Origin of the sequence: Streptomyces sp. R35 (assembly GCF_041053035.1) — a bacterium.
Taxonomy (GTDB): domain Bacteria; phylum Actinomycetota; class Actinomycetes; order Streptomycetales; family Streptomycetaceae; genus Streptomyces; species Streptomyces lutosisoli.
Map to the genome: position 1 here is coordinate 7,418,305 of NZ_CP163440.1, position 22,289 is coordinate 7,440,593.

17 protein-coding genes are annotated in these 22,289 nt (G+C 70.6%); 11 read left to right on the forward strand and 6 right to left on the reverse strand.

The features are described 5' to 3' along the window. Nucleotide 1: 1 nt before the first annotated feature. Genes AB5J50_RS33695 through AB5J50_RS33705 form a run of 3 tightly spaced genes read right to left on the reverse strand, consistent with a single transcriptional unit; the run spans nt 2 to nt 3,814 of the window. Complete coding sequence (locus tag AB5J50_RS33695; RefSeq protein ID WP_369262081.1) at nt 2–679, reverse strand: spermidine synthase; 678 nt, start codon at nt 677–679, stop codon at nt 2–4. Between the two features lie 48 nt (nt 680–727). After that, the gene (locus AB5J50_RS33700) at nt 728–2,473 is read right to left on the reverse strand and encodes a glycoside hydrolase family 3 protein (RefSeq protein ID WP_369262083.1); all 1,746 of its coding nucleotides are present in this window, start codon (nt 2,471–2,473) and stop codon (nt 728–730) included. Nucleotides 2,474–2,503: 30 nt separating this feature from the next. Further along, on the reverse strand, nt 2,504–3,814 hold the full coding sequence (locus tag AB5J50_RS33705; RefSeq protein ID WP_369262085.1) for an MFS transporter: 1,311 nt from the start codon (nt 3,812–3,814) through the stop codon (nt 2,504–2,506). Between the two features lie 203 nt (nt 3,815–4,017). Between AB5J50_RS33705 and AB5J50_RS33710 the strand changes: the two genes are divergently transcribed. Further along, a complete protein-coding gene (locus AB5J50_RS33710; protein WP_369262087.1) occupies nt 4,018–4,713 on the forward strand; it encodes a TetR/AcrR family transcriptional regulator in 696 nt (231 codons plus the stop codon). 133 nt (nt 4,714–4,846) lie between these two features. Next, entirely contained in the window at nt 4,847–5,749 is a 903-nt protein-coding gene (locus AB5J50_RS33715) for a rhomboid-like protein (protein ID WP_369262089.1), read from the forward strand. A 13-nt stretch (nt 5,750–5,762) separates the two neighbouring features. Here the strand turns inward: AB5J50_RS33715 and AB5J50_RS33720 are convergent, their stop codons facing one another. After that, nucleotides 5,763–7,340, reverse strand: a complete 1,578-nt coding sequence (locus AB5J50_RS33720) for a sulfatase (protein ID WP_369262091.1) — start codon at nt 7,338–7,340, stop codon at nt 5,763–5,765. A gap of 329 nt (nt 7,341–7,669) precedes the next feature. On the opposite strand from AB5J50_RS33720, the gene AB5J50_RS33725 reads away from it, so the two are divergent. Continuing rightward, the gene (locus tag AB5J50_RS33725) at nt 7,670–8,098 is read left to right on the forward strand and encodes a hypothetical protein (protein ID WP_369262093.1); all 429 of its coding nucleotides are present in this window, start codon (nt 7,670–7,672) and stop codon (nt 8,096–8,098) included. Between the two features lie 242 nt (nt 8,099–8,340). Beyond that, entirely contained in the window at nt 8,341–10,758 is a 2,418-nt protein-coding gene (lon, locus tag AB5J50_RS33730) for an endopeptidase La (protein ID WP_369262095.1), read from the forward strand. A gap of 79 nt (nt 10,759–10,837) precedes the next feature. On the opposite strand, the gene AB5J50_RS33735 is transcribed toward lon, so the two are convergent. Beyond that, complete coding sequence (locus tag AB5J50_RS33735; protein ID WP_369262097.1) at nt 10,838–11,656, reverse strand: lysozyme; 819 nt, start codon at nt 11,654–11,656, stop codon at nt 10,838–10,840. Nucleotides 11,657–11,923: 267 nt separating this feature from the next. Here AB5J50_RS33735 and AB5J50_RS33740 point away from each other — a divergent pair, with 267 nt between their 5' ends. Continuing rightward, nucleotides 11,924–12,442: a MarR family transcriptional regulator gene (locus tag AB5J50_RS33740; RefSeq protein WP_327431694.1), complete on the forward strand. Its 519-nt coding sequence runs from the start codon at nt 11,924–11,926 to the stop codon at nt 12,440–12,442. An 81-nt stretch (nt 12,443–12,523) separates the two neighbouring features. Beyond that, nucleotides 12,524–15,238: a hypothetical protein gene (locus AB5J50_RS33745; protein ID WP_369262098.1), complete on the forward strand. Its 2,715-nt coding sequence runs from the start codon at nt 12,524–12,526 to the stop codon at nt 15,236–15,238. 7 nt (nt 15,239–15,245) lie between these two features. On the opposite strand, the gene AB5J50_RS33750 is transcribed toward AB5J50_RS33745, so the two are convergent. Further along, nucleotides 15,246–16,034 carry a protein phosphatase 2C domain-containing protein gene (locus tag AB5J50_RS33750; protein WP_369262099.1) on the reverse strand — a complete coding sequence of 263 codons (789 nt, stop codon included), beginning with the start codon at nt 16,032–16,034 and terminating at the stop codon, nt 15,246–15,248. Between the two features lie 421 nt (nt 16,035–16,455). On the opposite strand from AB5J50_RS33750, the gene AB5J50_RS33755 reads away from it, so the two are divergent. Genes AB5J50_RS33755 through AB5J50_RS33775 form a run of 5 tightly spaced genes read left to right on the forward strand, consistent with a single transcriptional unit; the run spans nt 16,456 to nt 22,268 of the window. After that, nucleotides 16,456–19,434, forward strand: a complete 2,979-nt coding sequence (locus AB5J50_RS33755) for a nitrate- and nitrite sensing domain-containing protein (protein ID WP_369262100.1) — start codon at nt 16,456–16,458, stop codon at nt 19,432–19,434. Further along, nucleotides 19,431–19,937 carry a roadblock/LC7 domain-containing protein gene (locus tag AB5J50_RS33760; protein ID WP_327431698.1) on the forward strand — a complete coding sequence of 169 codons (507 nt, stop codon included), beginning with the start codon at nt 19,431–19,433 and terminating at the stop codon, nt 19,935–19,937. The genes AB5J50_RS33755 and AB5J50_RS33760 overlap by 4 nt, the downstream gene beginning before the upstream one ends. Then, a complete protein-coding gene (locus AB5J50_RS33765) occupies nt 19,934–20,335 on the forward strand; it encodes a DUF742 domain-containing protein (protein WP_327431699.1) in 402 nt (133 codons plus the stop codon). The genes AB5J50_RS33760 and AB5J50_RS33765 overlap by 4 nt, the downstream gene beginning before the upstream one ends. Continuing rightward, on the forward strand, nt 20,316–20,990 hold the full coding sequence (locus AB5J50_RS33770) for an ATP/GTP-binding protein (RefSeq protein WP_369262101.1): 675 nt from the start codon (nt 20,316–20,318) through the stop codon (nt 20,988–20,990). Before AB5J50_RS33765 ends, AB5J50_RS33770 begins: the two co-directional genes overlap by 20 nt. Nucleotides 20,991–21,014: 24 nt before the next feature. Beyond that, entirely contained in the window at nt 21,015–22,268 is a 1,254-nt protein-coding gene (locus tag AB5J50_RS33775; protein ID WP_369262102.1) for a styrene monooxygenase/indole monooxygenase family protein, read from the forward strand. Nucleotides 22,269–22,289 lie beyond the last annotated feature (21 nt).

The window sequence follows — 22,289 nt, forward strand, 5'->3', positions numbered from 1 at the left end:
GCTATCCAGGCCCGATTGCGAGATGTACGACGTCCGGAACGCCCCGGGCAACCGGGATCTGTTCGGTACGCACCCGCTGGAACCCGGCATTCCGCAAGGTTTCTTCAAATTCCGGAGAGGGCTGCGCGGACCACACCGCGAGTACCCCGCCGGGCCTCAACGCCCTTGCGCAGCTTGCCAGTCCGGCCTTCGTGTAGAGGCCCTCATTGCCGTCCGTGACCGTCCAGCCGGGCCCGTTGTCGATGTCGAGGCAGAGCGCGTCGTACGTGTCGGAGATCTCATTGACGTAGGCGACCAGATCAGTCCTGACGATTTCCGTACGCGGGTCGGCGAGCGCCCCGGCGGAGAGCACGGACAGCGGTCCGTCGCGATGCCAGTCGATGATGGCCGGCTCGCGTTCGACCACCGTGATGCGCCCCCACCGGGGGTCCGCGGCGGCGTGCGCGAGTGAGAACCCGACGCCGAGCCCCCCGATCAGCAGGCTCGGCGCCGGGCGCCCGTCCAGCGCGTCGTACGCGGCGTCGACGAGCAGCCGCTCCGAGCGGCCGTCGGAGGTGTCCATCAGGAAGCACCCGTTGGCGATGATCTGCAGCAGCGCGCCGTGGCGCCGCAGCACGACCTCGCCGTACGGGCCCTCCCGGCGATCGATGACTACAGGGATGTCGTACGAGGCAGTCATGGTTCCCATCCTGGCAGTTACGCCAGGACAGGCCACCGGTTTACGACTTCAGAGCTGGATCCCGTGCCCGCAGGGGAACACCGGATCCACCGTGTCGTTGGGCACGTCCGGCCGGGAGGCCTCCACCGCCGCCATGGAGCGCGGCAGTTCGAACGGCAGGCGTCCCTGGGCCCGCGCCCGTCCGAAGGCGACGTCGAGGAGGGCCGCGTCGCTCGCGCCGTAGTCGGCGACCAGGGCGGCCGCCTTCGCGGCGATCTCGGGGAGGACGGCGGGCCGCTCCAGGTTGACGCACACCAGCGTGGGCGTCGTGTCGAGCAGCCGCAGGATCTCCTTCAACTCCTCCTCGGGGAAGGCGAGCGAACCCGCGTGGAAGAACGACTCGAAGGTGCCGGGCCGTTGCTCGTAGGGGGTGCCCAACCGCAGTACGGCCACGTCCGCTTCGGCCGGGTCGGCGACGACATTGCCGTACGCCGCCGCCGTCTGCTCGCTCACGCCCTGGACGTAGAGGTTCGGGCGGCCGGCCAGCGGCAGCAGGGTGCGGTTGGCCAGGACGGTGAGGGAGCGGCGCTGGGCGGCCTCACCAAGGGCGGTGAATTCACTCGCGCCCACGATCTCCTCGGCCTTGTCCACGTCGACGTACGGGTTCTCGAAGAGCCCGAGGGCGAACTTCTCGCGCAGCAGCCGCCGTACGGACGCGTCGATCCGCTCCTCGGAGATACGGCCGGAGCGGACCAGGTCCACGATCAGCTCCGGGCACTGCTCGCCGCCGAACTGGTCGGTGCCCGCGTCCAGCGCCTTCGCCGCGCGCTCGGCGACGCTCAGGTGCTCGACCCCCCACGCGCGGGCGGCGGCCGGTTCGCCGAGGATCTCGGCGTCGTTGAGCAGGCCCCAGTCGGTGCAGACGATCCCCTCGAAGCCGAGGCGCTCGCGCAGCAGGCCGGTCAGGACGTCCTTGTTGAAGCCGAAGCCGACCTCCTCCCAGTCGGTGCCGACGGGCTGGCCGTAGTACGGCATCATCTGCGAACAGCCGGCTTCGATCGCGGCCTTGAAGGGTTCCAGGTGGTAGTCGCGCAGGCCGCCCGGGTAGACCTGCTCCTTGCCGTGCGGGAAGTGCGGGTCCTCGCCGTCCTTCTGCGGGCCGCCGCCCGGGAAGTGCTTGACCATGGCGGCGACGGACTCCGGGCCGAGCTGTGGGCCTTGGAGGCCGCGGATGTACGCCCGTACCAACTCGCTCGAGAGATCAGCGCTGGAACCGAACGTGCCCGACTGCCGTGACCAGCGAGGCTCCGTCGCCAGGTCGATCTGCGGGTGCAGCGCGACCCGGAAGCCGACCGCCAGGTACTCGCGGCGGACCGTGTCCGCGAACCGCTCCACCAGCTCCGCGTCCCCGATTGCGGCCAGACCCAGCGGCTCGGGCCAAGCCGAGAAGTCCCCGGCCAGGAAAGAGGCGCCCGGGTTTTCGGTGAACGCGTGGCGCGGGTCGGTGGAGAGGGTGAGCGGGATGCCGAGCCGGGTGCTCGCGGCGAGCCCCTGGACGCGATTGACCCACGTGGCCATCTCGCGGGCGCTGCCCTGGCCGATCAGGTTGAAGTGGGTCAACTGCCGTTCGGCGACCAGCTCGGTGGTGCCGCACTGGAGGAACGTGCCCTCTTCGGCGAGGGTTCCGCCGGGGCCCATGCTGAGCATCGTGTGGAAGAGCTGGCCCGCCTTCTCCTCCAGGGTCATCCGGGCGAGCAGGTCTTCGACACGCTCGTCGACGGGGCGGTGCGGATCGCGGTAGGTGGGCGTGGTCATCCCGGGTTCCTTGCTTCCTTCGTACGGGGGCTACTTGACGGAGCGGACGAACTGGACGGCGAGGGCGCCCAGTACGGCGGCGACCGCGCCGAAGAGGAACAGCGCGCCGTAGTTGCCGCCGCCGCCGATCGCGAGGAAGGCGGGGGCGACCATGGGGACGAGGGACTGGGGGAGGGCGTTGCCGATGTTCAGCACGCCCATGTCCTTGGCGGACTCCTCGGGGTTGGGGAGGACCGCGGCGGCGAGCGCCATGTCGACAGAGAGATAAAGGCCCTCACCGAAGCCGAAGACGACCAGGGCGACGACGTACATGCCGAAGGACTGCGCCGAGGCGATGATCCCGAGGCCGGCGGCCATGACGAGCGAGGAGCCGAGGACGTACGGCTTGCGGCGGCCCGACCGGTCGGAGAGCTGGCCGCCGAGCAGCGAGCCGCACACGATCGCGCCGACCATGGCGAGGGAGCCGACGAGGACCTTGCCGGAGACGTCGTCGTCGCTGTAGCCGAGGCGGTCCATCAGGAAGTAGACCTGGTAGCTGGTCACGCAGGAGGCGCCGGTGAAGACCAGGAAGCGCCCGGCGAAGTTCCACGCGAAGTCGGGGTGCCTGCGCGGGTTGACCCAGAAGCTGCGCAGGAACTCCTTGACGCTGTAGGGCTCGAAGGCTCCGGCCCGGGCCGGACGGTCCTTCATCACGGCGGCGAGGCAGCCGACGGAGACGAGGCCGATGACGCCGGGGACGACGAAGGCGAGGGCCATCGAGCCGCTGAACGCCTGGGCCAGCGCGGAACCGCAGATGATCGCGAACGGTGTCGCCATGCCGATCATCCCGGAGACGCGGCCCATCTGCTGCTGGGGGATCAGGTCCGGGATGCAGGAGGTCAGCGCGGCCAGGGCGGCGTTGATGCCGAGCTGTGCGAGCGCCCAGCCGAACATCAGCGTCAGGACGCTGGAGCCGAGCGCGACGACCACGAGGCCGCCGAGACCCGCCAGCATGCCGCCGATCAACCAGGGCCGGCGGCGGCCGAATCGGCCCGTCGTGCGGTCGGACAGGGCACCGAAGACCGGGTTGGCGAGCATCGCGAGCAGGGCGCCGAGGGCCAGCACCTGGCCGAGCGCGGTGCTGCGGTCGTCCTCCGGGACGATCTGGCTGACCCGCAGGGCGAGGGTGACCATCACCGGGGTGAGGACGGCGAGATAGGCGCCGAACTGGGCGAAGGCGAGTCCGAGGACGAGCTTGGCGGGGGCGTTCTCCGTGGTCGCGGGGGCCTCGGGGCAAGGCGTGTCCTGCGCGGGGAGCTCGGGCGAGCGGGCACCGAGCGAGGCGTCTGGCGTGACGGCCATGGCGGCTCTCCATGGGGACGTGGGCGGCTTCCTTGCCGCACCGGCGCCCCTAGGGAAACAGCAAAACCGAGTAGGTACTAGGTTTTGCGCGCGTGGCCAGAATCACGCTGCACATGGCTTGAAAAAGGGTCCTGGCTTACTCGTGTAATCACCGGTCCGCGGCGCCCGGAAAAGGGTTCCGCACGCGGGCTATGGTGGCGGGCATGGCGCAGAACGAGAGGTCGGGCGAGAGGTCACCGGAGCGGAAGGCCGCGTCCGCGGGCAGGGGTACGTACGCCGTGGGCGACGAGCGCCGCTCGCGGATCCTCGACACCGCCGTGGAGCACTTCGCCCAATGGGGCTTCCACGCCTCCTCGCTGGCCCGCATCGCCAAGGACGTCGGCATCACCCAAGGCGGGCTGCTGCACCACTTCCGCAGCAAGGAGGACCTGCTCGTGCAGGTTCTCGCACGCGCCGACGAGAACGACAAGGAGAAGTTCTTCTCCCACGAGTTCGTCTCGGCCGTCGAGTGCTACGCGTGCCTGGTCCGGCTCGCCGAGTACAACAGCACACGGTTGGGCCGGACGCGCATGTTCAACGTCCTCGCCGCCGAGGCCGGCGACCCCGGACACCCGGCGCACGCGTACTTCACCCGGCGGTACACGGACATCGTCGAGCACATGTCCGACCCGCTCCGGCAGGCCGTCGAGAGCGGGGAACTGAAGCCCGGCACCGACATCGTGGCGGTGTCGCAGGAGACCGCCGCCGTCATGGACGGCCTCCAGGTCCAGTGGGTGCTCGACCCGAAGGGCTTCGACATGGTCGGACGCTTCCGCGCGTACGCCGACCGGCTCCTGCGGTCGATCACCGTCGACGGACGGGGACTTCCCGCGGACGTCCGAGGCCCTGCGGACGTCTGACGAACTGCGGACGCCTGACGACCTTCTGAGGTTGTCTCTGGAATTCCTATGAATACCCCCGTGCGTGGCGTCGGTCATAGACAGCGACGCGTGGGACACGAAGGGTGGGGTGCAACGGAAGGAGCGCCTCACCGTGGACCGGAGCACCACCGTTCAGGCCGACGTCACGCTCACCGACCCGGAGACGGGTGCGCCCCTGCTGGACGGGGTGCCGCAACAGCGCGGCGGCTCCGGCACCGGGCCCGTCCACCGGGCGACGACGGCACCGGCTCCGGACGCGACGGCCGAACCGGACACCACCGGCGCTCCCGCGGCCCCGCGCGCCCTCGCCCGGCTCCGTGCCGTCCGCCCCTGGCGCCTGTTCCCCACCCCCACCGGGACCCCCTTCACCTTCGGGTACGCGGCTGTCCTCGTCGTCACCTCGTTCGTCGCCGACCACGCCGACCCCTCCGTCGTGCACGCGCTGCACCAGGGATCCAGCACGGACGTCGCCCACCTCGTACAGAACCCGGTGCTGGTGCTGATCGCGAGCGCGCTGTGGATCGCGGGCGGCATCACCTCGCCGTACGCGATCGGGTTCCTCCTCGTCCTCACCGCGCTGGAGCGGCGGATAGGCGGGCTGCGGACGGCCGGTGTCTTCCTGCTCGGCCATGTGGTCGCGACCCTGGCCACCGAAGTGCCGGTCGGGCTCTCGGTGCTGGCCGGCCATCTGCCCGACAGCTCCCTGCACCGCCTCGACTACGGCATCAGCTTCGGTGTCGCCGCGAGCATCGGCGCCCTCGCGGGACTGCTGTCGCCGTGGCTGCGCTGGCCGGTCCTGACCGGCTTCGGCGCGATGCTCGCCGGTGACCTGCTCACCTTCGCGGACCCGATGACGGAGTGGGGGCACCTGATGTCTCTGGCCATCGGGATCTCGACATGGCCGCTGGTACGGCGCTGGCGGGCGGTGCGCGGCGCTTCCCGGACGGTGCGGACCGCCGGCCGGGAGGCCGGTCACGGGGCGGCGGCGCCCTGCCTGGGAACCACGGCCCCGTAACCGCTCCCGCCGGTCAGCCGCTCCGGGCCGCCGTGAGGCGCCGGGCCAGCTCCGGGATGCCAAGTAGCTTCTCCTGCACGGCGGTTGCCCCGTGGAGCCGGTTCGTGAGCTGGTAGGGGTCGGCGCGCAGGTCGTAGTACTCGCGGAAGGTGACCTCGCCGCTGTTCGCACCACCGGAGTCCGCGCCACCGAAGTCCGTGCCCGCGTTGATCGCGCCGGAGGGTAGCCGGCCGTCCCGGTCGAGGCGGAGGCGGTAGTACTCCGTGTACTGCTCGGTCTTCCCGACATACGTCGCCCAGCTGTGGATCGGCTGCTTGTCCTGGCGGTTCCACCACCACTCGGCGAGCAGATGATCGCGGTCGTTCGTGCCGAGCAGCGAGTGCCCGTCGTGCGGGGTGTCCGGTTTGACCCCGGCCGCGTCGAGCAGCGTGGGCGCGATGTCGATGTGGCCGACGAGCCGGTCGTCGGTCCTGGCCTTGCCGAGCCCGCCACCCGGCCAGGACAGGTAGAACGGCACCTCCAGGCTCGGCCGGTACGGCACCGACTTGCGCAGCCAGCCGTGGTCGCCCCAGAGGAGGCCGTGGTCACTCGTGTACAGCACCAGGGTGTTGTCGAGCTGCCCCAGCGCGCGCAACTTGTCGCGGAAGTCCCGCATCGCGTCGTCGACGGACAGCAGGGTGCGCAACTGCCGTGCCCGCAGGGCCTGTCCGTCGGCGAGCGAGTGCTGCGCCGCGCCGCCGCGCAGGAACGGCGGCTTGTCGCTCTTGTCGTCCTCGAAGACGGACGGCCGCCCCTCCCACTCCGGGACCTGGACCCCCTCGTACTTCTTCTCCGGGATGTTCAGCTCGTGCGCCGCTCGCGTGGCGACATACGCGAACCACGGGCGCTCGTCGCCCCGGGACCGCTCCATGAAGGCGAGGGTGCGGTTCTTGATGACGGTGGTGTTGTAGCCGGGGATGTTCCGGACGGTCCCGTTGTCGTTGTAGTGGCCGTTGTAGTACCGGACCGGCTCCTGGAGCAGCCACTCGTCGAAGTGCGGCGGATTCTCGCCCGTACGCCAGTAGTTGAGGTACTTCCCGAACAGGCCCGTGCGGTACCCGGCCTCGTACAACTGCCGCTGCACGGTGGTGTTCTGGTCGAGGCGCTCGGGGTGGCGGGTGTCGAGGACGCCGTGGTTGTGGGCGTAACGGCCCGACATGATCGACGCCCGCGACGGCGCGCAGAGGGGGGTGTTGGCGTGCGCCCGCTCGAAGGTCACGCCGTGTTCGCCGAGCCAGTCGAGGGTCTGCGGGGTCGCCCACTCGGTCTGCTTGGGCTGGTCGTCGGTGACCACGACGAGGATGTTGGGGCTGCCCGGGGGTGGCGTGCGCCTTGGTGCTGCTGGTGTCGGTGATGCCTGGGGCGTTTTGGCCGGGGCCCGGCTGACGGCCGGCGCCACGGTGCGCGTCACCGGCGCCTTGCCCTCCGTCGCGCCCCCGTTCGCGCCCGTCGTCGCCCTGACCGCGGCCACACCGACGCCCGCCGCCACCACGGCCCCGGCCCCGGCGATCACCCCGCGGCGTCCGGGCCGCCCCCGCTGCTCGTCGCGCATATCGTCCCCCATGTTCCCGTTCGCCCCGCCTTGCCGTCCCCGTTGGCTGTGAATGCGCTTGCAGTTTGCAGGCGTTGCCTGTGAATGCCGTTGCGGTCGTGTAGCAGTGCCGCTGCGAAGCCATGGCGATCCCCGGCCGGACGCCCGCCGGTGTGGACCCTCTGGCAGGAACAAACGCTTCCGGCGACGTGCGTGGGTGGCGTGCGGGGCAATGAGTGGTGACGTGCGCTTCCGTGCGCTCTGCCCCGCACGGACGGGGACCGCAAGGCTGTCTGGCCCGAGCGGGCGCCCGATGCGGGCGGCCACCGGTCGAGGGGGACGGAGAGGCCGTGGACGAGGGGGTAAGGATCGAGGTCGGGCGGGATGTGGCGGGACAGATAGCCGTCGGACACCACCTCATCCAGCTTTCGGGTGCGCACTCGTCGGTGACTCTGATCCAGCGGGAACAGCTGCCTCGTCCCGTTCCGCGGGAAGACATGACGCTGCTGCCCAGACCTGCCCAGGACATCATCGGGCGGGAGGAGGAGGCGGCCGATGTCGTCCGGGCCGTGGCGGGGGGCGGCCCCGTGCAGCTCTACGGGGCGGCCGGCATCGGCAAGAGCACGCTGCTGCGACGCGTGGCCCACCGGCCGGCCGAGGACGGCGAGCGGGTGGTCTACCTGCACGCCACGGGCCGCGAGTCCGGGGACGCCGTATGCCCGCGTTCGCCGGGACCGTGCACCGCTTCCTGCTCGGGCGGCTGGTCACCAGTGCCGTAGCCGCGGCCGGAGACGAGCTGGCTCAGGAATTCACGCGGCGTCCCGGAACTTGACGAGAGGGAGGCCTCGCGGCTTCACCGCGGCGCGGGAGCGCCGTGATCACCCCTCCGCCCGGCGACGAAAGTCGCAGGCCGAAGCCCTGGTACCGGGCGATCGCTGTGAGCGAACGCCACCCGGGGAACAATCGGAGGCTCACGTGCATTGAGTCGGCATAGCTCAACTTGACTGCCTAAGGGGAGATCATGGCATCCACGTCCACACCGCTCACCCTGCCCGTGCTGCCACTTGACGACGAGGTCGTGCTGCCCGGGATGGTGGTTCCGCTCGATCTGAACGACACCGATGTACGCGCCGCGGTGGAGGCCGCCCAGGCCGCCGCCCGTTCGACACCGGGCAAGCCGCAGGTCCTGCTGGTGCCACGCATCGACGGGACGTACGCGGGCACGGGTGTGCTCGGCACCGTCGAGCAGGTCGGCCGCCTGGCCGACGGCGACCCGGGCGCGCTGATCCGCGGGCGTGGGCGCGTGAAGGTCGGCGCGGGGACGACCGGTCCCGGTGCCGCACTGTGGGTGGAGGGCACCCGGGTCGCCGAGACGGTGCCCGACCCGTTGCCCGGCCGGGTCGCCGACCTGGTCAAGGAGTACAAGGCCCTCGCCACCAGCTGGCTGCGCAAGCGCGGCGCCTGGCAGGTCGTGGACCGCGTGGCGCAGATTGATGACGTTTCCGCCCTTGCCGACAATTCCGGTTACTCCCCGTTCCTGTCCATCGAGCAGAAGGTGGAGCTGCTGGAGACCGCCGACCCGGTCGCCCGCCTGAAGCTCGCCACCGAGCAGCTCCGTGAGCACCTCGCCGAGCAGGACGTCGCCGAGTCCATTGCCAAGGATGTCCAGGAAGGCGTCGACAAGCAGCAGCGCGAGTTCCTGCTGCGCCGCCAGCTGGAGGCCGTACGCAAGGAGCTGCGCGAGCTCAACGGCGACTCCTCGGACGGTGAGGAGTCCGACGACTACCGCTCCCGCGTCGAGGCCGCCGACCTCCCCGAGAAGGTCCGCGAGGCCGCGCTCAAGGAGGTCGAGAAACTGGAGCGGTCCAGTGACCAGTCGCCCGAGGGCAGCTGGATCCGGACCTGGCTCGACACGGTGCTCGAACTGCCGTGGAACGAGCGGACCGAGGACGAGTACGACATCCAGGGCGCCCAGGCGATCCTCGACGCCGAGCACGCCGGTCTCGAGGACGTGAAGGAGCGCATCACCGAGTACCTCGCCGTGCGCAAGCGGCGCTCCGAGCGCGGGCTCGGCGTGGTCGGCGGGCGGCGCGGCGGTGCCGTGCTCGCGCTCGTCGGTCCGCCCGGTGTCGGCAAGACGTCGCTCGGCGAGTCCGTCGCGCACGCCATGGGCCGCAAGTTCGTCCGCGTCGCCCTCGGTGGCGTACGGGACGAGGCGGAGATCCGCGGACACCGGCGTACGTACGTCGGCGCGCTGCCCGGCCGTATCGTCCGCGCCATCAAGGAGGCCGGGTCCATGAACCCGGTGGTCCTGCTCGACGAGATCGACAAGGTGGGCTCCGACTTCCGCGGCGACCCGGCCGCGGCGCTGCTCGAAGTCCTCGACCCCGCCCAGAACCACACCTTCCGCGACCACTACCTGGAGGTCGAACTCGACCTCAGCGACGTGGTGTTCCTGGCCACGGCCAACGTGCTCGAAGCCATCCCGGAGGCCCTGCTCGACCGTATGGAGCTGGTCCGCCTCGACGGCTACACCGAGGACGAGAAGGTCGTCATCGCCCGTGACCACCTGCTTCCGCGCCAGCTGGAGCGGGCCGGTCTGGCGAAGGACGAGGTCACGCTCGACGAGAGCGCGCTGCGCAAGCTCGCCGGCGAGTACACGCGGGAAGCGGGCGTGCGCACCCTGGAGCGGGCCGTAGCGCGGCTGCTCCGCAAGGTCGCGGCGCAGCACGAACTCGGTGAGCGGGAGCTGCCGTTCACGGTGACCGACGCGGACCTGCGCGGGCTCATCGGGCGGCCGCACCACGTGCCCGAGTCCGCCCAGGACCCGGCCGAGCGCCGTACGGCCGTCCCCGGTGTCGCCACCGGGCTCGCGGTCACCGGCGCGGGCGGCGACGTCCTCTTCGTGGAGGCGTCGCTGGCCGACCCGGAGACGGGCGCGGCGGGTCTGACCCTGACGGGCCAGCTGGGCGACGTGATGAAGGAGTCCGCGCAGATCGCACTCTCCTTCCTCCGCTCGCACGGGGCCGAACTGGAGCTGCCGGTCGGTGACCTCAAGGACCGGGGTGTGCACATCCACTTCCCGGCGGGCGCGGTCCCGAAGGACGGTCCGAGCGCGGGCGTCACGATGACGACGGCGCTGGCCTCGCTCCTGTCCGGCCGTCTGGTCCGCACGGACGTGGCGATGACGGGCGAGGTCTCGCTGACCGGGCGTGTCCTGCCCATCGGCGGCGTGAAGCAGAAGCTGCTCGCCGCGCACCGCGCGGGTGTCACGACGGTCATCATCCCGAAGCGCAACGAGCCCGACCTGGACGACGTCCCGGCCGAGGTCCTGGAGAAGCTCGACGTCCACGCCGTCACGGACGTCCGCCAGGTCCTGGAGCTGGCACTGTCGCCGGCGACGAACGGTGCGCAGCAGGAGTTTCCGGTCGCGGCGTGACGCCCACCGGAAAGGGAAGGCCCGGGTCCCGTGAGGGAGGCCCGGGCCTTCGCCGTACGCGCGTGCCTTCCGCTTCCCGTCAGCCGTTGGCGAGTGCCTGTACGCGGTCCAGGGCGCCGTTGAACTTGTCGTGGTCACCGACGGTCGGTCCGGACGACGTGTACTGCCACATCGTGTAGTACGACCACCCGGCCGGCAGGGTCCCCGGATCGGAGGCGTACCGCGCGATCCACAGCGGGTTGGCGGAGGCGAAGCCGCTGTAGTTGCCGGTGCAGGAGCTCCACCAGCTGGTGGCCGTGTAGATCACGGCGTCGCGCCCGGTGCGTGCCTTGTACTGGGTGAGGAAGCTGCTGATCCAGCTGACCATGGCGCTCTGCGACTTGCCGTAGCAGGAGGCTCCGTACGGGTTCCACTCGATGTCGAGCGCGCCGGGCAGCGTCTTGCCGTCACCGGACCAGCCGCCGCCGTGGTCGACGAAGTAGTTGGCCTGCGTGGCGCCGCTCGTGGTGTCGGGGGTGGCGAAGTGGTACGAGCCGCGGATCATCCCGACGTTGTATGAGCCGTTGTACTGCTGGGCGAAGTACGGGTTCGTGTAGTACGTGCCCTCGGTCGCCTTCGTGTAGGCCCACTTGACCCCGCTGCTCCACAGGGTCGACCAGGCGACGTTGCCCTGATAGCCGGACACGTCCACACCTTCGGTCTGCGTGGCGTCACCGCTGGTCGGCGTACCGTCCTGGCCGTCGTGGGCGACAACGCCCATGCCCATGCGGGCGGAGCCGCGGGCGGGGACGTCGGCGGCGGAGGAGGGGAGAGTGAACAGGAGGGAGAAGGCGGTGAGCAGAATTCCTACCGCGAGCGGGCGCAGGCGGTGGGCCGTTCCGGATCTGTGCACGGGCATGTGCGTGCCTCCGAAGGGCTCGGTGGAGCTCGGTGGGGGGAATGCTCGGGCACGCGTGCCGTAGTGGGGGGTCAGGTCCTCGTCGACCTGGGATGGCGTGCGCATGCCAGTAACTGCCTGGTAAAGAAGCTAGGCGCGGAGAAGACGGTGTGGGAAGAGGGCCCGGAGGCTGCCGTTGGTCTACGCCTGCGAAATACTGTCGGAGCTGCGGTAACGGCGAATTTTGGCGGAAACTTTCAGGACCGGGAAACCGGGTGAGGGGCTGACGTGCACGAGGACGGGAACGACGGCCGACGTCCGGTCGAATCCGACGTGTCGGGACACGGTGCGGACCAGCCTGCCGCGCACGGTGGCGGGGACCACGAGTTCCTCTCCCTGGAACGCGAGTTGACCGTGTTCCTGCGACGCGCCCGCGCCAACCAGGGGGAGATGGCTCGCGAGGTCCATCCGGACCTGGAGTCCGCCGCCTACGGACTCCTCGTACGCCTCGAGGAGTACGGCCGCCAGCGCGCCACGGAACTCGCCGCCTACATCGGCGTCGGCAAGGCCACCATGTCCCGCCAGCTGCGCGCCCTGGAAGACCTCGGCCTCGTGGCCCGCGAACCCGACCCCGCGGACGGCCGCGCCTGGCTCGTCCACCTCACGGAGGAGGGCCGCAGCCGAGTCACCCGCGTCCGCGAGGCCCGCCGCGCACGCTACGTCAGCCAGCTCGCCCACTGGGACCAGGACGAGGTGGCGGAGTTGGCGCGGCTGCTGCATCAGCTGAATCTGGGTATGGAGAAGTAGGCCGGGAGGGCTTGCGCAAGGCCACTGTGGAGCGCCGTCGGGACGGCTACTCTGACGCCTCCGGGGGACGGGGGTCGACGGATGGCTGGAGTGATCCGGCGGTGCGCGCGGGCAGTTGCCGTACCGCTGTTGCTCGTCGTGGCGGTGTCGGCGCCCGTGGTGACGCATCTGCTGTGGGTGAGCACGGCGGGGCGGGTGTACGAACACTCGGTATCCCGTGAGAACGAGCAGACCGGCGCCACGCAGGACGACAAGGAGCGCGAACGGGCGAGGGCCGCGGCCGAGAAGAAGTACCGCGCCAAGGGCCGTCCGCGGCGGACCGGCAGCACCCGCCTGAAGGTCACCCCGAAACCCGCATCGGTCGCCCATGGGTGGTGGGTGACGGCGAAGCACACGCTGGAGCTGCGTTCGGCGGACCCACTGGTCGAGGATCTGCGGGTCGACTCCCAGGACCTGGGCGACTGGCTGCCGTTCGAGCTCACCGCTGGAGCCAAGGACTGCTGGGAGGGGAGCTTCTCGTCCTCGGACGATGACGATCGCCTCGACCAGGAATCGCCGGAGTCGAAGGTCCGGGCCATCGACTACTCCAGCATGAGCTGGTACGAGGACCCCGACTGCAACCACGGCCGAACCGTGATCACTCTCCATGTCGACGGTCACTGGCTGGGGGAACGCGGCCTGTACGACCGGTGGACCTTCACAGTCGAGGCACCCGAGGAAACGATCCTCGCCATCAAGGGCGCGACCACGCTGCGCCAGAGCGCCCACAGCGCCGAACTGCTGCTCCCGGCGAAGACGGCCACCGTGCTGATCACGCTGGTGGGCCCCGACTCCGGCCTATCGGGCGACCGGAGTGCCACGGAGGTTCTCACCGACGCGCTGGAGGGCCAGCAGTCCGCTCAGCGGGAGGCGTTTTGGCTGCTGTTCGCGGTGACATCGGTGATGGGTTGCTTGGTGGTGCCCCACGTGAGGAGCTGGGCACCGTCCGCCACTCGGCTCCGCTGGACCGTGGCGGCGGTGGCGGGCGGTGTGCTGACCGGGGCGACGCTGGTGTACGCGCTCAGCGAGACCTTCGTATCGCTGTGGCCGTGGTGGGTCGATAGAGGTCGAGGAGTGTTCCTCGCCGTCTGGTGGTGGACGCTGCTGCCGTTCCTGCTGGCGGCCTTCGTGGTGCGGGCGGCCACCGGACGCGCGCCTCGCGTGCAGGAGCTGCTGCCGTCGCTGGTGCCGAGTGTCCTGCTTCTGGCGCCCGTGGGTGTCCTCATCGTCACGGGGCGGACGCCGATGCCTCTGGTGACGGTCGCGGTGACGGCCGTGGTGACGGCCTCGGTGGCGTACGCCCTGTGGCGTGGGGCGCTGGGACCGGCGGGGCGGCGATGGGCCGTCGTCGCGGCTGCCTGTGTCTGGTTGGCCGGTCTGGTCGCCGGACCTGGGACGGGCCTGCCCGCCACCACGAGCTCGCCGCACTTCGACACCTGGAACGCGGCGAACACCTGTGCCCTGGCTGTCCTGTTCTGCAGTTGGGTCGCACTCCTCTGGCACATTCTGCGGGCCGCGGACTGGGCCAAATGGCAGCTTCGGGCGCTGGCGGTGCTGATGGGGTTGGCCCTACCCAGGATGGCATTCGATCAGAGCTCGGCATACGTGTGGGTAAGGGATGACAGCGGCCCATGGTCGGCCGTCGGCGTCTATCCCCGCTTCGCCGCCAACTGGCCCCTCTCGACGATCCTGCCCCTGGGCCTCCCCGTTGCCCTCATACTCCTGCATTCGTACCGGGGAACGGACGGAAGATGGCCCCCGTACGTCCGCACGATCGTCCTGGGACTGGGCGTGGCAGCGGTGGGTACGGGCCTGGACCAGTTCCAGTTCGTCATGTTCGAAGAGGACGCCCAGCGAAGCGGCTTCTACATCGCGGTGGCCATCGCCGCCATGGGCTTCGCATGGCTGCTGCCGCCGGCCGCCGAGGCCGGGGCCGTCCGGCTGCACAACAAGAGCCCCGCTGCGCACAACCGGCGTATGCACGCTCTGTTGAAGGACCAGACCCTGGCCGCGAGCCGTCGGGAGTTCCTCACGGCGTCGCGCACCGCTCTGGCGCAAGGCGAGCTCACCGCCAGCCAGTGGAGCGACAGATGGCGCGCACTGCGCGCGCTCGGCCGCCGAGACAGGGCGCCACAGCGCTCGGTCGCGCTGCGGCTGTCGGCCCTCGGCACCTCCGGCGGCCGTGCGGCCTGGAGCAACGGCACGGCCGCGGCCCTCCTGCTCACCGTGCTCAGCCTCCCGTGGATCGTGTACACGCTGCCGTCCCTGCTCGCCGCGACTCAGGCCGCGAGCGAGATCGACGAGTGGCTCCATGTCCTGCACTGGTGGTTCTACGGCTTCGTCTACGGCTACGCCTACTCCTGGCTCCGAGGCGGCACTCCCATCGGCAAGGCGATGTGCCTGCTGGCCGTCGTCCTCCCGTCAGAGCTCGCCCAACTCCTCTACCGGGACCGGGATCTGGGAAGCCTCGGCGTCTCCGCACTCCTGACCACGGGCAACTGCCTGGCCGTCTTCCTGATCCTCGGCCTGGCCTGGGAAGCCCGGCTGGTCCGGGCGGCCGGCCTGCGCTGGGGACAGATCCGCAACTTCCGGTCGCTGTCCGCGACCGCGGTCCCGGCGACCACCGTGCTCGTGGCCGCGGCCACCGCACTGGCGACCGCCATGGTGGGTGTGTGGGTCGCACCGGACAACGGCCCGGCTTCCGAGACACCCGAGAACCGGCCATCCGTCAGCGGCAGTCCGACGCCCGGTCCATGACGGCGGCTCACAACTCCACGAACACCACCGTCGCATCGTCATGCGTCTTGCTCCGCCGCAAATACACCCGCGCCTCCGCGTCCGCCGCCTCCAGCCCCCGTACGCGGTCCACGAGCCCCTGGCCGCCCTCCTTCCGTACGAGGGTGAACAGGTCGGTCCAGTCGCCCTCCCGGAACTTCTCCACCCAGCGGGTGGCGCCGTCGGTGAGGGCGGCCAGGGCGCGGACGGAGGTGCGCGGCAATACGCCCGTCACCGCGCGCCCGGCCACCGAGGGATCGGCCGCCGCGGTGAAGAAGCCGCCCTCCTTGTTGCGGACGGTCGCGTCGGCGACGGCGTCCGTGGTGAGGGAGGTGCGGGGGAGGCGGGAGAGGCGGTCGTCGAGGAGGGGGGTCACCTCGCCCGTGGGGGACTCCAGCAACAGGGCCGAGTCCGAGAGGACCAAGTACTCGACCTCGGTCGCGGACCACCTCGCGAGGACCACGGTTGCCTGGGGTGTGCGTGGGTGAGAAAGGTCACAGGTGTCGGCGTGGGCCTCGGCCACCCGGCGAATGGCGTCGGACAGGATCTCCGGCAGCGTCAGATCCCGGCGGGAAAGGGACAGTTCGGTCAGGGCTCCGCCCAGGCGCGCGGAGAACCAGGCAACGGAATGCAGACAGCCGTCGTCGCCCTGAGGGGGTGTCACGCCGTCCAGGGCGACCAGGGAACCCCCCTGTCCTGAGGCGGGAAGTCCGACCGATGCGAAGTCCTCATTGGGGCGGTCCGGGTCGCCGGGCTCCGAAAAGAGTTCAGTGCGCATCCGGCCAGTCTGCACGAGCCCTTCACAAGGCCCACGAAAGGCTGGCATCGGTCGCCGAACCAGTGCGGACCAGCAGCTCAGGCGCCGGGTTTGGCATGGAATGATCGACTCCGGTGGAGCGTGGCGGCGAATACTGTCAAAGCGCGTCGCCGACGTCCAACCGGCCCGCCGGTCAAGGCCGTCGCACACGCCCGAGGAACTTGCCCGGCAACTCCCCTCCGGGGTTCACTCCTTCGGGTGGCGGGCCGGATGATGCGGGACCACTGCCCACCGGCACTGGGAGGGTCGGGGGCCGACGGGGGTCCCGCTGCTTGAGCGAACCGCTTGAGCGAAGTCGAAAAAGCTCGGGGGTGGGCGGACACCCCCGTTGACGGGACGTCACCCGGGCCCATGGGTACACGAGTCAGGAATGCGAGCACCGGTGCAGAAGACGCGGCCGAGGCGCACAGGCAAGCAGACGGCCTCCAGCTCGACTGAGGGCGGTTCCACCGGCGACGCCGCCGACTCCGCGGGCCGGGGCCGCCCCGCCCACGTACGCAACCGGCTGATCGTCGCCGTGGCGGTCGTCGCGGCAGCCATCGCCGGCGCCGGAACCCCCACGGTGCTGGCCGCCTCGGGGCAACTGAACGACTCCCAGAACCTGGTGACGCTCGCGCAGCGGACCCAGCAGGCACTGGTCCTCGCGCACTCGCTGGCCGACGAGCGGGACGAAGTCACCTCGTACATCGCCGCGGGGCGGTCCAAGGCCAAGGCCCCCTCCGAGCAGCGCGGCGCCCGCGTCGACCGGGAGGTCGAGGAGTTGCGGGCGGACGAGGACGCCCCCGCCACCCTGCTGAAGGACCTCGACTCCATCACCTCCCTGCGCAGAGCGGCGCTCACCGGAAAGAGCACCGCTCTCGAAGCGCACCAGGCGTACTCCGCCGCCATCACCGAACTGCATGCCCTCGCCGAGGATCTGGCCGACCAGCTACCGCCCCGCGCGGGCACCGGCGCGCACGCCCTCGCCGAGCTGGACTCCGCCGTCCAGCAGTCCGCCGCCGCCCGCGGACTGCTTCTCGCGGCCCTCAACATCCCGCGCACCACCCAGACCGTCATCGACCCGCTCACCGGTCTGGCGACCACCACCAGCACTTCCACGGCCGCCGGCACCAAGCAGCGCGACGCGCTCAGCGCCGCCGCCCAGCAGGCCCGCCTGCGCTCGGACGCGGCCCTCGCCGACTTCCACGAGACGGCGCCCAAGGCCGCCACGTCCTCGTACGACTCCACGGTCACCGGGCCCGACGTCACGACCGCCGACAAATACCTCGCGAGCCTCACCGACCAGCCGAAGCTCTCCGACGCCGAGCTCGACACCAGCACCAAGAAGCTGGACGCGGCCCTGTCCGCCCGGATCGAGCTGATGCGCGGCGCCGAGGCCTCCCTCAACGACCACCGCACCAAGGACCTCGCACAGCTGCGGGACGACGATGTCACCGCGCTGGAGATCCGGATCGCCCTCATCGGCACGCTGCTGCTGGTCGCGGTCGGCGTCTCGATGGCCATGGCCCGCAGCCTCACCCGCCCGCTGGCCGTCCTGCGGATCGGCTCGGCCCGCCTCGCCGCCGACCCGGGCACCGAGGAACCGGTCAAGTTCACCGGCCGCAACGACGAGTTCGCCCAGGTCGTCCGCTCCGTCAACGCGCTGCACACGCACGCCGCCACGCTCCACGAGCGGATCACCACCCTGGAGGGCGACCGCAAGCACCTCATCGGCCAGCGCCGGCTGATGGCCGACGAGCGCGACAAGCTCCGTACCGAACTCGCCGACGCCACCGCCCACCTGGAGCAGATGCGCGGCAGCATCCACGGCACCTTCGTCAACCTGGCGCTGCGCACCCTCGGCCTGGTCGAACGCCAACTCGGCGTCATCGAGGGCCTGGAGGAGCGGGAGCAGGACCCGGACCGCCTCGCCACGCTCTTCAAGCTCGACCACTTCGCGACCGTCATGCGGCGCCACAGCGAGAACCTGCTCGTCCTCGCGGGCGCCGAACACGTCCAGCACCACGCGGGTCCCGTCCCGCTCGTCGACGTCGTACGGGCCGCGGTCAGCGAGATCGAGCGGTACGAGCGGGTCCGGATCGCCGCGCTGCCGCCGCACGCGCACCTCGCCGGTTTCGCCGCCGACGACATCAGCCACCTCGTGGCCGAACTCCTGGAGAACGCCTCGTCGTTCTCGCCGCCCGACCACCCCGTCGAGGTCTCCGGCTGGCTCCTGGAGAGCGGCGAGGTGATGCTCTCCGTGCAGGACCAGGGCATCGGCATGACCGACGAGCGGATGAGCCAGCTCAACTCCCGCCTCGCGGACTTCGATCCGGAGGACGCGTACGACCTGGAGAGCGGCGAAGGCCTCGGGCTCGGCCTGTACGTGGTGGCCCGGCTCGCCCACCGGCACGGTGTGCGCGTGCAGTTGCGCGAGCAGAAGCAGGGTGGCGTGACCGCCGTGGTCGTCCTCCCGAAGACGATGCTCGCCGCCGCGCCCGCCGTCACCCTCCCCCCGGCCACCCGCCTCGTCGGCGGCGCCGCCACGGTGACGCTGCCCGGAGCCGACGCCGAAGCCAACTCCAACGTCCTGTACGGCCGTTCGGCCCTCGCCGCGTCGGCGTCGGATCCGGCGGGGGACGAGGACCCGCTGATCGCGGCAGCCGAGGAAGCCGTACGGGACGCCGCCGCTGAGCCTGTGCCCGAGCCCGAGCGGGAAACGGCACCCGGGCCGTATCCGGCGTCCGAGCCCGAGGCAGCCGTGCCGGCCCTGACCATCCCGGCCCCGCGCGAACCCGAGCCGACGCCGATGCCGACGCCGGAGCGGACGCCCGAGACCACGATGGAGCTCCTGCTCCCGGACCTCGCGGCGGCAGAGGCGCCCCGCGCATTCCCGGAGCCGCCGGCGGAAGAGGCGGCCCCCGAGTTCACGGAATCGGAACCGCAGGCAGAGGAATCGGCTCGCGCTTTCACGGAGCCCGAACCCCAGCCCACCCGGGCTGCCCCCGAAACCACCGAGGCCACTCCCGCACCCACCCCGGAAGCGGACCTCCCCGCCCAGACCACCACCGACCCCTACGCCATCGGCCCCGACACCCACGAACGTGTCCCGGACCAGCGCCCCCGGCTGACCGACAAGGGCCTGCCCAAGCGGACGCCGAAGATCTCCACGCCCGCGCCCGCTCCGCGACCGCGCACGGGCGGCGTGGACGCCGATGCCCTGCGCCGCAGGCTCGGCGGTTTCCACCGGGGCGCGATGGAGGGCCGCCGGGACGTGGAGGCGGAGATCGCTGAACAGACGGCGGAAGTGAACGCGCCGCACCAGCTCAACGCACAGGACGTAGAAGCATCGGGGGGCACCGTCGAGGAGGCAAGCAGTTGACCGCGCCCAGTACCTTCGGCCTGAGCAGTGAAGCCCGCAATCTGCACTGGCTGTTGACGAATCTCGTCGAGGAGGTGCCGGGCCTCCTGTCGGTCGCGGTCGTCTCCTCCGACGGCCTGCTGCTGCTCTCCTCCGACCCCGGCAGAAACGCGGAAGCGCGAGCGGGGACGGAGGCGGACCGCCCCACGGGCCCCAAGGGCTCCGCCGCCGACCTCGCCACCATCGTCTCCGGCATCGGCAGCCTCACCATCGGCGCCGCCAAGCTGATGGACGGCGGTGGCGTCAAGCAGACGATGGTCGCGATGGACGAGGGCAGCCTCTTCGTCATGTCCATCAGCGACGGCTCGCTGCTCGGTGTGCACGGCTCCCCGGACTGCGACATGAGCGTGGTGGCGTACCACATGGCGCTCTTCGTCGGCCGGGCCGGACATGTGCTGACCCCCGAACTCCGCAGCGAGCTCCGAAAATCGCTGGAGTCCGAACCGATGGGGAGTGGCCGATGAGCACGCCCAGCAAGCTTCCCGTCCGCGGCGGCGACCGCAAACCCGCCCGCGTACGCCCCTACTCGCTCACCGGCGGCCGTACCCGCTTCGGCCACGTCCTCCTCGTGGAGACGTTCGTGGCGGCGCTGGAGGCCCCCGAGGAGCGCAAGGAACTGCCGAAAGGTTCCCTCGGAACCCGGGTGATGCCCGAGATGCGGGCCATCGTCGAACTCTGCCGCCGGATGCGGACGGTGGCCGAGATCGCCGCGCTCCTCAGGATGCCGCTCGGTGTGGTCCGCGTGCTCCTGAGCGACCTGGCGGACCAGGGAAAGATCCGCGTGTACGGAACAGGTCACGGCCCGGGACAGCCGGACCGCGCACTGCTGGAAAGGGTGCTGAATGGACTCCGTCGTCTCTGAGGGCGCGCCGAGAACCGCCTTCCCCGCCACGGCGCCGATACCCGCGGCCCCCGTGCCGCTGCCCGAGACCGACGAGAACCTCCAGGCCTGGCAGACGGACCGCACGCGCGCCCCGATCGCCACGAAGATCGTGGTGGCGGGCGGCTTCGGCGTCGGCAAGACCACCCTCGTCACCGCCGTCTCGGAGATCACGCCCCTCCAGACGGAGGCGCTGATGACCCAGGCCAGCGAGGACACCGACGACCTCACCGCGACCCCGGAGAAGCTGACCACCACCGTGGCCATGGACTTCGGCCGCATCACGCTCGACGACGACCTGGTGCTCTACCTCTTCGGTACGCCGGGCCAGCAGCGGTTCTGGTTCATGTGGGACGACCTGGTGCGCGGCGCGATCGGCGCGGTGGTCCTCGCCGACACCCGCCGCCTGTCGGACTGCTTCCCTGCGCTCGACTACTTCGAGAGCTGCGGACTGCCGTACGTCGTCGCCGTCAACCACTTCGACGGCAGTGAGCGGTTCGAGCCGGAGGACGTACGCGAGGCCCTCACGGTGCCCCCGCACATACCTGTCATGATCATGGATGCCAGGCGCCGGATCTCGGTTGTCGAGAGCCTGCTCGCGCTGGTGGGGCACGCGCTCGACGTGAGCCCCGAATAAGTCGTACGCAGAGTTAGGACGCGCATGCGGAAGATACTCGTCGTCGGAGCCGGCCAGTCCGGTCTCCAGCTCGCCCTCGGACTCCAGTCGCACGGGTACGAGGTCACCCTGATGTCGAACCGGACGGCGGACGAGATCCGTACCGGCCGTGTCATGTCGACACAGTGCATGTTCGACACGGCACTCCAGCACGAGCGCGATCTCCAGCTGAACTTCTGGGAGTCCCAGGCCCCGAAGATCGAAGGAGTCGGCATCTCGGTCGCCGTGCCGGGTTCGTTCGACCCGGGCCCCTCGCAGCGGGCGATCGACTGGGTGGGCAAGCTCGACGGGTACGCCCAGTCCGTGGACCAGCGCGTGAAGATGGCCGGCTGGATGGAGACGTTCGCCCAGCGCGGCGGCCAGCTGGTCATCCACGGCGCGGCGGTCTCCGACCTGGACTACTTCTCCCGTACGTACGACCTGGTGCTCGTGTCGGCGGGCAAGGGCGAGCTGGTCTCCATGTTCGGCCGCGACGCCTCCCGTTCGCCGTACAGCGAGCCGCAGCGGGCGCTGGCGGTCTCCTACGTCCACGGTCTGGGCCCGCGCCCGGAACACCCGGACTTCGACGCGGTCCGCTGCAACCTGGTCCCCGGCGTCGGCGAGCTCTTCATCATGCCGACCCTCACCACGTCCGGCCGTGCGGACATCCTCTTCTGGGAGGGCATACCCGGCGGCCCGCTCGACGTCTTCAACGGCGTCAAGGACCCGGCCGAACACCTCTCCCTGACCCTGGAACTCATGGAGCGGTTCACGCCGTGGGAGCACGCGCGGGCCACGAAGGCCGAACTGACCGACGCGCAGGGCACGCTGGCCGGACGCTACGCGCCCACGATCCGCAATCCGATCGGTCGCCTGCCCGGGGGCGGCCTGGTCCTCGGCGTCGCCGACGTGGTCGTGGCGAACGACCCGATCACCGGTCAGGGCTCCAACTCGGCCTCCAAGTGCGCCGCCGCGTATCTCGCCTCGATCGTCGAGCAGGGCGACAAGCCCTTCGACGAGGAGTGGATGCAGGCCACGTTCGACCGCTACTGGGAGACCGCGCAGCACGTCACCAAGTGGACGAACGCGATGCTCGGCGTGCCGCCGGAGCATGTCCTCAACCTGATCGGTGCGGCGGGGCAACTGCCGCCGGTCGCTCACCGGTTCGTCAATGGGTTCGACAACCCGGCGGACTTCGAGAACTTCTTCTATGAGCCGGAGAAGACCGAGGCGTACTTGGCTTCTGTTACCGGGGCCTGATCTCGTAATCCGGGTGCGGGC

Coding starts and splice junctions, on each gene's coding strand:
- AB5J50_RS33770 (WP_369262101.1), top strand. CDS start 20,316: ATGGACTCCGTCGTCTCTGAGGGCGCGCCGAGAACCGCCTTCCCCGCC.
- AB5J50_RS33710 (WP_369262087.1), top strand. CDS start 4,018: ATGGCGCAGAACGAGAGGTCGGGCGAGAGGTCACCGGAGCGGAAGGCC.
- AB5J50_RS33750 (WP_369262099.1), bottom strand. CDS start 16,034: ATGCGCACTGAACTCTTTTCGGAGCCCGGCGACCCGGACCGCCCCAAT.
- AB5J50_RS33700 (WP_369262083.1), bottom strand. CDS start 2,473: ATGACCACGCCCACCTACCGCGATCCGCACCGCCCCGTCGACGAGCGT.
- AB5J50_RS33735 (WP_369262097.1), bottom strand. CDS start 11,656: ATGCCCGTGCACAGATCCGGAACGGCCCACCGCCTGCGCCCGCTCGCG.
- AB5J50_RS33745 (WP_369262098.1), top strand. CDS start 12,524: ATGGCTGGAGTGATCCGGCGGTGCGCGCGGGCAGTTGCCGTACCGCTG.
- AB5J50_RS33705 (WP_369262085.1), bottom strand. CDS start 3,814: ATGGCCGTCACGCCAGACGCCTCGCTCGGTGCCCGCTCGCCCGAGCTC.
- AB5J50_RS33775 (WP_369262102.1), top strand. CDS start 21,015: ATGCGGAAGATACTCGTCGTCGGAGCCGGCCAGTCCGGTCTCCAGCTC.
- lon (WP_369262095.1), top strand. CDS start 8,341: ATGGCATCCACGTCCACACCGCTCACCCTGCCCGTGCTGCCACTTGAC.
- AB5J50_RS33720 (WP_369262091.1), bottom strand. CDS start 7,340: ATGCGCGACGAGCAGCGGGGGCGGCCCGGACGCCGCGGGGTGATCGCC.
- AB5J50_RS33765 (WP_327431699.1), top strand. CDS start 19,934: ATGAGCACGCCCAGCAAGCTTCCCGTCCGCGGCGGCGACCGCAAACCC.
- AB5J50_RS33695 (WP_369262081.1), bottom strand. CDS start 679: ATGACTGCCTCGTACGACATCCCTGTAGTCATCGATCGCCGGGAGGGC.